This is a genomic window from Marinobacter vulgaris (assembly GCF_003344045.1).
Taxonomy (GTDB): domain Bacteria; phylum Pseudomonadota; class Gammaproteobacteria; order Pseudomonadales; family Oleiphilaceae; genus Marinobacter; species Marinobacter vulgaris.
Map to the genome: position 1 here is coordinate 197819 of NZ_QFWX01000001.1, position 13238 is coordinate 211056.

The following is a 13238-nucleotide window of genomic DNA, read 5'->3' on the forward strand; positions in this document are numbered from 1 at the left end:
GCGAAAATAACACCAGCAGGATGGACTATGAGGCTTGGCAAAAAGAAGAACTCTGACGAAGTTGCACCTGACAGGAATTCAGACAGGAAGCAGGCAAAAAAACAGAGCAAAGACAAGAAAGCAGCAGGCGGCGGGCATCATAAGCGGTTAGGCTCAGTTGCCATTAGCCAGGTCCTGATTGTCGTCCTGGCGGGAGCGGTTTCAGCCGCTCTGGTGTATTTTCTGGTCGCCGCGCCCTCTGAGGCCCGACGCTATGACATGCAGGCGGCGCTGGAAGCGGACGCTGCCGCGGTCAGGTTCAACCAGCAGCTATCGCTCCTGCAGTCTGCGGTTGAGGGAATAGCCGGCCAGGACCATGTGCTGGCAGCGCTGCGTGGTGAGGCATCCACTGAGGATGCGGCCACAGACCTGGTCGGCACCTTGCCGGAAATAGCGGCGGTTTACCTGTTTCCTTACGGTGATATTCCTCGCACCGCCAGCGAACCCACCCTGGGCTTTGCCGGCCTGGACCTGGCCCGGCGCGCTGAAACCGGCCAGCGACTTTATCCGGATGCCTTCCCGCGGGACGGCCAATGGTACCTGCAGATGGCCACCCCGGTCCGCAATCCCCAGAGCCGTGCGGTTGCCGGCAGCGTGCTGGTTGTTTTCAGTGCCGCGCAGTTGCAGCCGCTGATGTCAGTCGTCAATCAGGAGCTGGGAGGGCAGTTCTCCCTGGTTCAGTCCGTTAACGGTTCCGAGCGCACCGTCATCAGCCGGGGTAGTGGCAATGGACCGGTCCAGACCCGTGATCTTGTCAGCCCCAACTGGGAGCTTCGTTACCGGCCGGCGTCGGCCCCGCCCTCGCTTTTCAACAGTTCCCTGCTGCTGGCTCTTGTGCTGGTGCCTGCGGTGATTGCAGCGATCCTGGTCTGGCTGCTTATGGGAGGCGCGCAGCGAGGCCTGCGGCAGGACATGACCGTGCTGATCCAGTGGGCACATAAAGTATTTGGTGGTGAAAAAATAAAACCACCCACTTTCAGGTGGGATATGGTGGCCTCGACGGCTGAAGTGCTCCACCGGCTTTCCCAGGTGGTGGAAAAACGGCTCGCCAAGGCTGGCGAATCGGCACGTCCGAAGCCGGGCCCGGGCGCCCAGAACGCAAAGCCCGCCGCCGACGAGCCCCTGTTCCAGGACAAGGATATGCTCGATATCGATATGCTGGACGGTGATGACGACGTGCTGGGGTTTGGTGGTGCCGATGGTGCTGAAGATACGCCCGGTGTCGAAGAGGTACAGCTGCCGGAAGCCGACGTTTCCGATACCATATTCCGTGCCTACGATATCCGGGGCATCGTGGGCGACACCCTCACACCCGATATTGTGGCGGTGATCGGTCGCGCTATCGGCAGCGAGGCCATTGCCCGGGGTATGGACAGCCTCTGTATCGGCTACGATGGCCGTCATTCCAGCCCCGAGCTTGCGGACGCCCTGGCAGGGGGTGTCATGGCAACCGGTTGCAATGTGATTCATGTGGGCGCGGTACCGACCCCTGTGCTCTATTTCGCAACCCACGAACTGGGTACCGGGTCCGGGGTCATGGTTACCGGCAGCCACAACCCGGCCAACTACAATGGCCTCAAGATCATGCTGGGGGGTGAGACCCTCTCCGGCCAGGCGATCCAGAAACTGTTGCAGCGGATCCGCACCGGAGATTTTGCCAGTGGCCATGGTGCCCAGTCCTCGGAAGACGTGCGCCGGGCGTATCTTGATCGCATCGTTGACGATATTGCGGTGGCAGCACCCCTGAAAGTGGTACTGGACGCCGGCAATGGCATTGCGGGTGAGTTGGCGCCGCTGCTGATCGAAGAGCTGGGCTGCGAAGTAATTCCACTGTACTGCGAAGTGGATGGCGACTTCCCCAATCACCATCCGGATCCTGGCAAACCCGAAAATCTGGCAGACCTGATTGCGCGGGTGCAGGCCGAAGGAGCAGACATCGGGCTGGCCTTCGACGGCGACGGTGACCGCCTGGGCGTGGTGACCAACACCGGCAAGATTATCTGGCCCGACCGACTGCTGATGCTTTTCGCCAGGGATGTGGTCTCCCGTAATCCGGGTGCCGATGTGCTTTACGATGTGAAATGCAGCCGGCGTCTGGCGGGTGTGATTTCCGAAGCCGGTGGCCGGCCGGTCATGTGGAAATCCGGCCACTCCCTGATGAAGGCGAAAATGAAGGAAACCGGTGCTCTTCTGGCCGGAGAGATGAGCGGGCACATCTTCTTTGGTGAACGCTGGTTCGGTTTCGACGATGGACTCTATTCCGCCGCCAGGCTGCTGGAAATCCTGGGCATCGAGGACCGTCACAGTGATGAAGTCTTCGAGGATTTCCCCGAGGATATCAGCACCCCGGAACTGAATGTGGCGGTGTCGGACGACCGCAAATTCGAGTTGATGGAGCGACTGGGTGCAGAAGGCAATTTTGGTGATGCCAACATCAGTACCATCGATGGTATTCGGGTGGAATATACCGATGGCTGGGGCCTGTGCCGTGCTTCCAACACCACGCCGGCACTGGTGCTGCGCTTCGAGGCTGAGACCGAAGAGGCACTGGAGCGCATCAAGGCCGTTTTCCGGGAACAGCTGCAGAAAGTGGCACCGGATCTTGTCGCGGATTTCTGACGGCTCTGGAATAATTGCAACGGACTTTTCTGACTAACAAGGCAGCATGAATGGCTCTGGATCGTGAAACAGCAATGCAGGTGGCAGCAGTACTGAGTAAGGGCCTGCCCTATATTCAGCGGTTTACCGGCAAGACAGTGGTAATCAAGTACGGCGGCAACGCCATGGAAAACGAGGAGCTGAAAAGCAGCTTCGCCCGTGACGTGGTGCTGATGAAACTGGTGGGCATCAATCCCATTGTGGTTCACGGCGGCGGCCCCCAGATTGGTGAGTTGCTGGAGCGCCTCAACATCAAGTCCAACTTCGTGAACGGCATGCGGGTCACCGACAGCCAGACCATGGATGTGGTGGAAATGGTCCTGGGTGGCCTGGTCAACAAACAGATTGTCTCCCTGATCAATTCCCATGGCGGCACGGCCGTGGGCCTGACGGGCAAGGATGCCAACCTGATCCGCGCCCGCAAACTGGAGGTCATGAACCGCTCTCCCGAGCTCGAGCGCCCAGAAATCATTGATATCGGCCATGTCGGCGAGGTGGACAGCGTAAACGTCGAAGTCATTGAAATGCTGACCCGCAGCAACGTGATTCCGGTGATTGCACCGATTGGCGTTGGTGCCGATGGCACGTCATACAACATCAATGCCGACCTGGTGGCCGGCAAGGTCGCCGAGGCCATGAAGGCTGAAAAGCTGATTCTGCTGACCAACGTCTCCGGTCTCAAGAGCAGAGACGGCAACGTGCTTACCGGGCTGACCGCGAAACAGGTCAACGAACTGATTGAGGATGGCACCATCCACGGTGGCATGTTGCCGAAGATCCGCTGCGCCCTGAATGCGGTGGAGCACGGCGTTCGGACCTCCCATATCATAGACGGCCGCGTGGCTCATGCCACCTTGCTGGAAATCTTCACCGATGAAGGTGTGGGTACACTGATTTCCCGTAACTGACCTCAGCCGTTCGAGAGGAACGAATCATGAAGCGCCTGCTTACCTTTCTGGTCGTCGTGGCCCTGATTGGCTACCTGTCATTCAAGGGTGCAGTCTGGTGGCTGGCGGATCAAAGACTTGCCGAGGCCCGCAAGGCGGCGGAAAACGTGGGCGTGATCGACCGCGGGGAGATCCGTTCCGGTATCGAAGGCCGCCTGGTGCTGGGGGATGGCAGTTACCAGGATTTCCGCCTGACGCAGCCGGTGGAGTTTGACCGGGTGATGTTCGATGCCGGCTCACCGTTGGCGTTAGTAACCGCTTTGCTGAATCCGGCGGATCTGCCTGGCCACTGGTCGCTGCAGGCCGAGAACCTGCGTATGGTGCTGGATACCAACATGTTCCGGAACTGGGTAACCGCAGCCGGTGACATGACGCCCGCCCTGTTTGCTCCGGTTTGCGGCCCGGACCATCGCCAGCGCCTCGGCAGCGGTGACCTGCTTCGGCTCGGTGTTTCCGGGGTATCCGGTGAGTCGCTCATTATACAGAGCCGTGATGGTGTCTACGGGGAGCTGACAACTGCCAATACCGGCAGTGTGGAAGTGGACTGGCCGGGCGCGCATCTCAACCCTCTGGAGCTGTCCAGCCTGCCTGGCTCTTCAGCGTCGCCGATGACGGTGACGCTGAGAGACGGCGGGCTGATGCGCCGGGTGGCGGCCTACTGTTCCCGGGAGTCCGGAGTCGATACCAGCGAATGGGCCGGCATTGTTGTGGAGACTTTCAGCGATGCACTCAAGGCCCGCGGCTTCAGTGCCAGTGGCCAGTTGCTCGCACTTTATCGCCAGTGGCTGACTGAGGGGGGCGAGCTGACCCTGGAGCTGGACCCGTCGGCTCCGGTTTGGGGCATACCTGTTCGGGCGAGCACAGAAGCCCCGGGCGCCAGCCTGAACGCCCGCTATAACCGCTCGGAAGTGCCGGATATCTATCTGACCCGGGTAGAACCGGAGTTGCCGGTACGGCCGCAGGCCATGCTGGAGCCGGTTGTCACTGGCGCCGGTGGCGGCGAACTCGTCGCGGGCTGGAATTCCGCGGACACGGAGGATGCCGAATCCTGGCTCGGACAAACGGTGAGAGTCACCCTGGAGAATGGTAATGTGGTCGAGGGCCGTCTGGTGAGCATCGACGACTCGCGGATGGAAATCGCACGGCTGATGGATGGGGGCGAGGTTGCCTATCCCATTGCCATCCGCCTGATTGCAACGTTTGAGGTCTGGCGTCGCGGCCAGTCCCGCTAGCCCGGAAACGGGCCGGAGAAATGTCTATGTCCGGATCCACACAACATTTGCCCGGCATTCGTGAAATGCTGACGAAGCTGATCTCCCAACCTTCGATCAGCAGTGCCTCGGCTGACTGGGACCACAGCAACGAGCCGGTGGTGCGCACACTGGCCCAATGGCTGGAGCCCATGGGCTTCAATGTCGAGCTGCTTGAAGTGCCCGGCATGGCCGGCAAGTACAACATGATTGCCACCCTTGGCAGCGGCTCCGGCGGCCTGGTGCTTTCCGGCCACACGGACACCGTGCCTTTTGACGACAAACGCTGGCAGAGTGACCCGTTTACCCTGACCGAGCGGGACGATCGCTGGTATGGACTTGGTACCTGCGATATGAAGGGCTTTTTTCCACTGGCCATCGAAGCGGCCAGGGCCTTCGTCGGCGAGGAACTGAAGCAGCCATTGATCATCCTTGCCACTGCTGACGAAGAAAGCTCCATGAACGGTGCCCGCGCGCTCGCCGAAGCCGGCCGCCCCAAGGCACGCTATGCAGTGATTGGCGAGCCCACCGGTCTCAGACCCGTGCGCATGCACAAGGGCATCATGATGGAGCGGCTGATATTCGAAGGCCAGTCCGGTCATTCCTCTGATCCATCCCTGGGTCGTAACGCCATGGAGGGCATGCACGAGGCCCTTGGCGAACTGTTGGCCATGCGCTCAGGCTGGCAGGCAAAATACAGCAATCCCAATTTCAAGGTTCAGGTCCCTACCATGAACCTGGGCTGCATCCACGGTGGCGACAACCCCAATCGCATCTGTGCCCGCTGTGAACTGCATTTCGATCTGCGGCCGTTACCGGGCATGGACATGAACGCACTGCGCCAGGAGATTCTCCATAAGCTGCAGCCACTGGCGAAAAAGCGTGAGCTCGCAATGGAGTTCGAGCCGCTATTCGACGGCGTTCCGCCCTTTGAAACTCCGGCCGATGCCGACCTGGTGAGGGCCTGTGAAAAACTCACCGGCCACACGGCGGAGGCAGTCGCATTTGCGACGGAAGCGCCATGGTTACAGAAACTGGGACTGGAAACTCTGGTCATGGGCCCTGGCTATATCGACCAGGCCCATCAACCCGATGAATTCCTGGAGTTATCACAACTGGATCCGGCGGTAAGAATCCTCAAGGGACTAATCAAAGAGTTCTGTCTTTAATCTCTGGGAAAACTCCAAAAGCTGAAGACTCGCAGGAGAAGCGTTTGAAATCGAACGAATGGTTGCATGGATTTCGCCACTCATCGCCCTATATCAATGCCCATCGGGGTCGTACGGTGGTGTTGACCATTGGGGGTGATGCCATCGCCCATGGCAACCTGATCAATATTATTCATGACATAGCATTGCTCAGCAGCTTGGGAATTCGCCTTGTTGTCGCTTATGGCGCCAGGCCTCAGATCCAGATGAGGCTGGATAGTGCGGGCGAGGAGTCCAGCTTTCACCGGGGATTGAGGGTAACTCCGGAGCAGCAATTACCACTGGTGCTGGAGGCTATCGGTGGGTTGCGGGCGTTCCTTGAAAGTCAGCTCTCAATGGGCCTGGTTAATTCGCCCATGCATAACGCCCGCATAAGGGTGAGTAGCGGCAACTATGTAACCGCCAGGCCGGTGGGTGTCCTTGACGGAATTGATTTCGGCCATACCGGCCGGGTGCGCCGTGTGGATCTGGGTGGCATCGAAAAGCTGCTGGAGCTGGGGCACATTGTGCTGTTGCCACCGCTTGGCTACTCGCCCACGGGGGATGCGTTCAATCTGTCCTACGAGGACGTGGGAAGCCAGGTTGCGGCTGCACTGCAGGCCGAAAAACTGATCATGTTTACCGAGAACCAGGGGTTGATGGACGAGCACGGCGGGCTGATGCGGGAGCTGTCCGCGCGGCAGGCTTCTGGCCGGCTGTCGGCGGGTATGGTTCAGGGGCACGATGGGGATCTGTTACGGGCTGCCTGTGATGCCTGTGTGAGAGGCGTGCGCCGGGCCCACATCATCAGCTACGTCGAGGATGGCGCATTGCTGGAAGAACTTTTCACCCGTGATGGCTCCGGTACCCTGGTCAGCAGTGACAACTACGAGCAGATCCGCCAGGCCAGGGTGGAGGATATCGGTGGTATCCTCGAACTGATCCAGCCGCTGGAAGAGCAGGGGGTGTTGGTGCGCCGCTCCCGCGAAATGCTGGAAACGGAAATCGGCAGTTTTGTGGTGGCAGAGCGGGACGGCACGATTGTCGGGTGCGCGGCGCTTTATCACTATCCGGATGAAAGCGCCGGTGAACTGTCCTGTTTCGCGGTGGATCAGGCCTATCGCCGTGCCGGCCGCGGCGACGAGATCCTGGCCATGATCGAGAAGCTCGCAAGGGGGCAGGGTATCCAGCGGTTGTTTGCGCTGACGACTCAGACCGAGCACTGGTTCCGGGAGCGCGGCTTCCAGCCCTCGAATGTACGCGAGCTGCCGGGCCTGAAACTGGCGTCCTACAACACCCAGCGCAACTCAAAGGTTTTCGTGAAAGTGCTGGCCTAGCCGGGCCAGGGCTTTTTGCCGGCTTTGAGGTGACTGCGCGGACAGGCGCTCCACCGCCGCGTAGAAGGCCCTGAAATCGCCATCGTGCTCGCGGAGCAGTTGCCGGAAGGCGGGTACGTGCTGATTGTACTGACTGAACAGGGCCAGGTGGGCATTGTTCAGCGCCGTCGGATTCTCGCCCAAGGGGCCGGTCTGGTCCCAGTCTGCTGACAGCGTCTGATAATCGTCCCCAAGTGTCTCGAATATCCGCGACTTTTTCTGCCTGAGCTCGGCCCTGGGCAGCGTCTCCCGTTGCTTGTAGAGTGCCTCCAGTCGAGCGGAGGTGGCCTCAACCAGGCTGAGGGTCTGGTTACGCTGGCGCAGACGCACCAGCGCGTCGCGGAAACCTTCCTGATCATCCCGCTCGTTCAGCCACAGCCGCAGCCCCTCGAGTTCCACTGCAGTGGCGAAGCTCTCGTTAAAGGCCGTGTCGTCGCTGATGTAAACCACACGGTGTGCCAGCTCGTGGAACATCAGCGCCACCATACGATCGTCCGCAAGATCGGTAAAACCGGTGTGGAGCGGGTCGTCGAACCAGCCAAGGGTAGAGTAGGCGGTGACACCACCGATAAACGTATCATAGCCCCGGGCGCTGAATGTCTGTTGCTCCCTTTTTGCCTGCTCAAGCTGGTAATACCCTCGGTAGGCCTGGCAGCCAACGACGGGGTAGCACCAGCGATGGGGCTGGAGCGAGAATTCCGGCGCTGCAACCAGGTTGACCACCACCCAGGGCCGGCCAAGCTCGGCGTAGCCGGAAAAGGCATCGCCCACGGGCAGCGCAAGTTGGTCTGCGGCAAATTCACGGGCGTTGTTTGCGACATTGAGTTTGTGTTGCAGGGCCTCCGGAGTTGAAGGCGCGTTGAGCAACTGCACCACCGGCTGCGTGGACATCATCAGTGACAGATGACCACTGACCGCCTGGCTGTAATAGTCCAGGGTTGTGCATCCGGAAAGTGTCGTTATAAGTAGCATAACGAGATATATCTGACTAAGCTGTGTCATGGTTCAGGCTGTGATTTGTGGCTGGCTGGCAAGCGGGCCAGAGAGTATATTACAGCCATGTTCCCCCAAGTAGCAGGTAGCTGTCGCTGCCTTTCAGGGATACCGGCCAGATATCAGGTAGTTCATGGATCCGAAAGAACGTCGTTCGAGCCCCCGCCAACCCATCAAACTCGCTGCCCAGCTGGATGGCGGCAGCGGAGAAAATCTGCCCTGTCAGATTGCAGACTTCTGCGCCGAGGGCCTGTTCGTGCGTTACTCCGGGGAAACCTCAAGAAAGCTGGATCAGGTACTCGCCCGCGACACACCGGAACTGGTGGTCCGTTTTCGCAGCCCTGATGGCCGCAAACGTCACGAATTGCATGTAAGCGTCATGCGCCGGATCGATGGCGCCATGGGCGTTGCCTTTACCCGTTCCAATCCGGAAGCTGTCAACGCCATGCTGGAGCAGTGTGGTGCCAATCGTAATCAGGGGCGGGCCTCACTGCGCGCACCCAGTGACAAGGTCCAGTTTGTTCTGCACCAGTCGGCGAAAGCCGTTGTCCAGTATATCGAACCGCTGATGGAGGCGTGTTTCGTGCAGATGGTTACCGCTTTGCGTGAGGCAGCGCAAAAAGCGGGCAATGATCAGCAGGCAAACGAATTCATGGATGCCGCCGGCCAGCTCCAGGCCCGCCAACGGGCTGTCTGGCAACAGATGGCACGGAGTCTGGAGTTGCCCCTGAAGCCGGCGCCCAGGGGAGCTCCCGGTGCGGAGCTGTCGGTGGTGGACAAGGGCGAATTTGAAGACTGGCTGACGATCCGCGTGATGGTGACAAAGGCCGATACCCAGTATCGGGGTGATCTTCTCCAGCTGAAACTGCGTCTCGACAAACTGGGCATTGCCAATTCCACGGGGCACCACAACCCGCTGGGCCCGTCGCTGATTTGCGAGTCCTTCCATTCCGGGTTGAGTCTGCTCAAGGCTGAGCGGGAGGTGGAGAAGGTTTGCCTCAAGGTGTTCGAAAAATCGGTACTGATGAACCTTGGCCCCCTTTACCGGGAGTTGAACAATATTCTGGTGCGCCACGGCGTGTTACCGGACCTGGATCTGAGCAAGTATCTGAGCGAATACTCACCTGCGGCAGCCGTTGAAGCCGATAAAAAATCGCCGGTGATGAAGGGGCCGCTGAAGCAGGCTCAACAAGAGTCAGCTGCGCCCGTCAGCGAGTCTCCGCCTGCGGAGCGCAACATTCCCCGTGCCCCTGGCCGGAAATCCTCGTCTGAATTTCGCAGTTATGCCGCGGCAGCCCAGACAGCCTTTGCAACCGTGAAAAATCTGCTTGGCACCCTGACGGCCAGCCGCCTGGCCCGTGGCGATATGGAACCGGTGGAATTCTCGCCCGGGGCAAGGGAACTTTCCGCGGGTGAATTGCAAAGGCAGCTGCAGGAGCTTCAGTTGCAGGCTGCAACCGCCGGCCCGGAGCAGCCGTCCCTCCGTGAACGTGTAGTGGAGCGAGTCAGGGAGAGTGGCGAACATGCTCTCGGAAAGGAGGAGCAAAGCACCCTCGATGTGGTAGACCGTTTTTTCAGCAGTGTCGTGGAAAGCCCTAAACTCAGTGAATATGCCCAGTCACGGATGCGCCAGCTGGAAGTGCCGGTGCTGAAAGTGGTCATGCGGGACCCGGAGTTTTTTGACGATCAGGCCAGCCCGGTACGCGGCGTCATGAACCGGCTGGCCCAGCTGGGCGTGAAGGGTGGCCGCATCAACCCGGTGGTACAGCGACGGATCGACGAACTGGTTCAGCGCATCGCCACCGATTTCGAGCAGGACACCGGTGTGTTCGAGAGCGCGGTCCAGGAGCTGGATGGCCTGATTGACCGCCAGAATCTTGTCTACCGGCGTAACGTCGAGCGGGTAACAGCCGCCGCCGAGGGCGCCCAGAAGGTGTCCGAATCGAAGGCGGCGGTTGCTGCCGTGCTTGAACAGAAACTGGCGGGCAGGAAGGTGCCCAGGGCGGTGGTCAGCCTGCTGGACGGGGGCTGGCGCGACCTGTTGTCGCTGACCTGGATTCGCCAGGGCCAGGACAGCCCGCTGTGGCAGGACTACCTGTCGGTCATTGATTCGCTGATGACCTTTGCAGACGACCCCGAAAACACCATCAACCTGCCGGAATTACTGCGGGTCATACAGGATGGTCTCGCCTCCATATCCAGTAATCATATGCCGTCATCCCAGATTCGCGACGAGCTCAAGCAGTTCCTTGTGCGCCGCCCTGAAAGCTCCCCTGAGATGGTGGAAATTCCCCGGGCGAAGAGCGAAGACGACGACAAGCAGACCCTTTCCGAGCGTGACCAGCGTAGCCTCCAGCGCTGGATCAACCGCGTGCAGCAGCTGCGAACCGGTGACTGGCTCAGGGATCAGGAAAAACCGGACGAACCGCAGTTTATTCGCCTGGTCTGGATAGCCCGGGGTTTCAGCCGCTTTGTATTCGTGAACCATCAGGGCATGCGGGTTGTGGAGCTGGATCTGGAATCCCTGGCCCAGCAGATGCGTAAGGGTATTATCGTGCCGGACGCTCAGTACGAGCGGCCCCTGGTGGACGAGAGCATCGACCGTATGGTGCGCAAGGTCTACGACCAGCTGTCCTGGGCTTCCACCCACGATGAGCTGACCGGTTTGCTGGGTCGTCGTGAGTTTGAGCGCATGTTGGAGCAGCAACTGGCCCGGCATGAGGATGAGCGTGCACTGGTGCGTCTGGACCTGCGCCAGTTCCGCCTGCTCAATGATACCGCCGGCTACCAGGCCGGGGATCAGGCTCTGCGCATGGTAGCGGATGTGCTTCGTAGTCACGTGGGGGATGGCATGCCACTGGCGCGGCTTTCCGGCAATGAGTTTGCGCTGATGCTGCCGGCGGAAAATGCCATGGAAGCTTCCCGAGGAATCGTCTCAGCCATTGAGGCCATGGAGTTCCGCTTTGAAAGCGGCAGTTATCACCTCTCGGCCAGCGCCGGGCTGGCACAGGAAATGCCCGCTCTGGCCAATTCCGAGCGTTGGCTGAAGGCGGCGGAGCAGGCCATGAAGGCGGCCAAACAACGGGGCCATGGCAAGGTGATGGAGTATTCCCTGGACGCTCAGGATCATGCCCGGCAGGAGCAGATTGCCGCCAAGGTGGCCAACCTGGGGGATCTCAATGAAGAGCGGATGTTGCTACGATGCCAGAAGGTTATCCCGCTTCACCCCCACACCACCATGACGCCGCAGTACGAAATTCTGATCAGCATGTACGATGACGACGGTAACCTGATTACCGGCAAGGATTTCGTCCGAATGGCTGAGCGCTACGACCGCATGCAGGCAGTCGATCGCTGGGTGGTGGGGCAGATGCTTGACTGGCTGCGTGACAGGGCGCCCGCGCCGGAGCATATGGGCGGTATCTGTATTAACCTGTCCGGGCATTCGCTGAACGACCAGTCGTTGATGGAATTCATTTATGACAAGCTGAGCCAGAAAGACGCTCCCATTGAAAGACTCTGGTTCGAAATCACCGAGGCCGCGGCCATCAACGACCTTCAGGGTATTTCCGAGTTTATCGAGGAAATGAAGGAACTTGGATGCCGGTTCTGCCTGGGTGATTTCGGCAGCGGGCCGACGTCGTTCCAGTTCATGCGCAGCCTCCCTGTGGACTTCATCAAGCTGGACAGCGCCTTCACCAGCCAGCTGGAGACCAGTGAAACGGACCGTGCCATGGTGAAGTCGATGGTGGACATGGCCCACTACATGAAACGGGAAGTCATTGCCTCACAGGTTGAAACCCGCGGCGTTCTTGACAGGTTGAGCAGCCTGGGTGTGGACTATGCTCAGGGTTTCGTTATCGAAAAGCCGCGGCTACTCAACAGCCTGGACTGACCTGCCGGACCATCTGCCATGTCAAAGCGCCACCCGATCATCGCGGTTACCGGTTCATCTGGGGCCGGAACCACCACCACCGGCGAGATATTCAGCCGTCTCTTCGCGGGTGAAGGGTTCCGGGCGGCCATGGTCAGTGGTGACAGTTTTCACCGGTACAATCGTGAGCAGATGGCACGTCTTGCCGCCAAGGGCCAGTTTGGTGAACGCAATCACTTTGCGCTGACGGCGAACCACATCGATAGACTGGAGGCCCTGTTTTACGATTATGGCCATACCGGCAGCGGCCAGTTTCGCCAGTACGTTCACGACGAGGAAAGGCAGCTGATCGAGGCTGGTTACAAGCCCGGCACCTTCACCCCCTGGGGCCCTCTGGCCCCGGATACTGACCTGCTATTCTATGAAGGTCTGCACGGTGGGGTGGTCAGCGAAGCCTACAACATTGCCCAGTACGTGGATTTACTGGTGGGGGTGGTGCCAATCGTCAATCTTGAGTGGATCCAGAAAATCCATCGCGACACCAACAAGCGTGGCTATCCACAGGAGGCGGTGGTGCAGACCATCGTCAATCGCATGGACGATTACGTGCACGATATCGTCCCCCAGTTCGCCCACACCCACATCAACTTCCAGCGCATTCCCCTGGTGGATACCTCCAATCCCTTCGTGGTGCGCGAGGTGCCCACGGAAGACGAGAGCCTGGTCGTGATTCATTTCCGTGATCCCTCGGATGTGGACCTGCCTTACCTGCTGCAGATGATTGGCGGCAGCAGCCTGTCGCGCCACGACACCATCGTCATTCCCGGCACCAAGCTGTCACTGGCGATGGATCTTATAATGCGGCCACTGGTGTCCGAGCTGATGGCCCACAAACCCTTTGCCTGAACGCCGGG

At 59.8% G+C, this 13238-nt stretch carries 8 protein-coding genes; 7 read left to right on the plus strand and 1 reads right to left on the minus strand.

Translation table 11 applies throughout. From position 1 onward, the window contains the following. Nucleotides 1–27: 27 nt before the first annotated feature. The 5 genes from DIT71_RS18470 to argA are packed head-to-tail and all read left to right on the plus strand — an operon-like array spanning nt 28 to nt 7418. Nucleotides 28–2658, plus strand: coding sequence for a phosphomannomutase/phosphoglucomutase (locus tag DIT71_RS18470; RefSeq protein ID WP_114611327.1), 2631 nt, complete (start codon nt 28–30; stop codon nt 2656–2658). Nucleotides 2659–2708: 50 nt separating this feature from the next. After that, nucleotides 2709–3605, plus strand: coding sequence for an acetylglutamate kinase (argB, locus tag DIT71_RS00935; RefSeq protein WP_114611328.1), 897 nt, complete (start codon nt 2709–2711; stop codon nt 3603–3605). A 26-nt stretch (nt 3606–3631) separates the two neighbouring features. Continuing rightward, nucleotides 3632–4876 (plus strand): LSm family protein, encoded by a 1245-nt coding sequence (locus tag DIT71_RS00940; protein ID WP_114611329.1) that lies wholly within the window; start codon nt 3632–3634, stop codon nt 4874–4876. Nucleotides 4877–4896: 20 nt separating this feature from the next. Further along, complete coding sequence (argE, locus tag DIT71_RS00945; protein ID WP_114611330.1) at nt 4897–6063, plus strand: acetylornithine deacetylase; 1167 nt, start codon at nt 4897–4899, stop codon at nt 6061–6063. Between the two features lie 44 nt (nt 6064–6107). Continuing rightward, a complete protein-coding gene (gene argA / locus DIT71_RS00950; RefSeq protein WP_114611331.1) occupies nt 6108–7418 on the plus strand; it encodes an amino-acid N-acetyltransferase in 1311 nt (436 codons plus the stop codon). On the opposite strand, the gene DIT71_RS00955 is transcribed toward argA, so the two are convergent. Beyond that, the gene (locus DIT71_RS00955; protein ID WP_227537894.1) at nt 7389–8429 is read right to left on the minus strand and encodes an aminopeptidase; all 1041 of its coding nucleotides are present in this window, start codon (nt 8427–8429) and stop codon (nt 7389–7391) included. The two genes, argA and DIT71_RS00955, sit on opposite strands and share 30 nt — an antisense overlap. 154 nt (nt 8430–8583) lie before the next feature. On the opposite strand from DIT71_RS00955, the gene DIT71_RS00960 reads away from it, so the two are divergent. Next, a complete protein-coding gene (locus tag DIT71_RS00960; RefSeq protein ID WP_114611333.1) occupies nt 8584–12345 on the plus strand; it encodes a DUF1631 family protein in 3762 nt (1253 codons plus the stop codon). 18 nt (nt 12346–12363) lie between these two features. Next, the gene (locus DIT71_RS00965) at nt 12364–13230 is read left to right on the plus strand and encodes a phosphoribulokinase (RefSeq protein ID WP_114611334.1); all 867 of its coding nucleotides are present in this window, start codon (nt 12364–12366) and stop codon (nt 13228–13230) included. The last annotated feature ends 8 nt before the right edge of the window (nt 13231–13238 follow it).

Excerpts from the sequence above, each read along its gene's own strand:
- DIT71_RS18470 (WP_114611327.1), top strand. The coding sequence starts at position 28 with ATGAGGCTTGGCAAAAAGAAGAACTCTGACGAAGTTGCACCTGACAGG.
- argB (WP_114611328.1), top strand. The coding sequence starts at position 2,709 with ATGGCTCTGGATCGTGAAACAGCAATGCAGGTGGCAGCAGTACTGAGT.
- DIT71_RS00940 (WP_114611329.1), top strand. The coding sequence starts at position 3,632 with ATGAAGCGCCTGCTTACCTTTCTGGTCGTCGTGGCCCTGATTGGCTAC.
- argE (WP_114611330.1), top strand. The coding sequence starts at position 4,897 with ATGTCTATGTCCGGATCCACACAACATTTGCCCGGCATTCGTGAAATG.
- DIT71_RS00955 (WP_227537894.1), bottom strand. The coding sequence starts at position 8,429 with ATGCTACTTATAACGACACTTTCCGGATGCACAACCCTGGACTATTAC.
- DIT71_RS00960 (WP_114611333.1), top strand. The coding sequence starts at position 8,584 with ATGGATCCGAAAGAACGTCGTTCGAGCCCCCGCCAACCCATCAAACTC.
- DIT71_RS00965 (WP_114611334.1), top strand. The coding sequence starts at position 12,364 with ATGTCAAAGCGCCACCCGATCATCGCGGTTACCGGTTCATCTGGGGCC.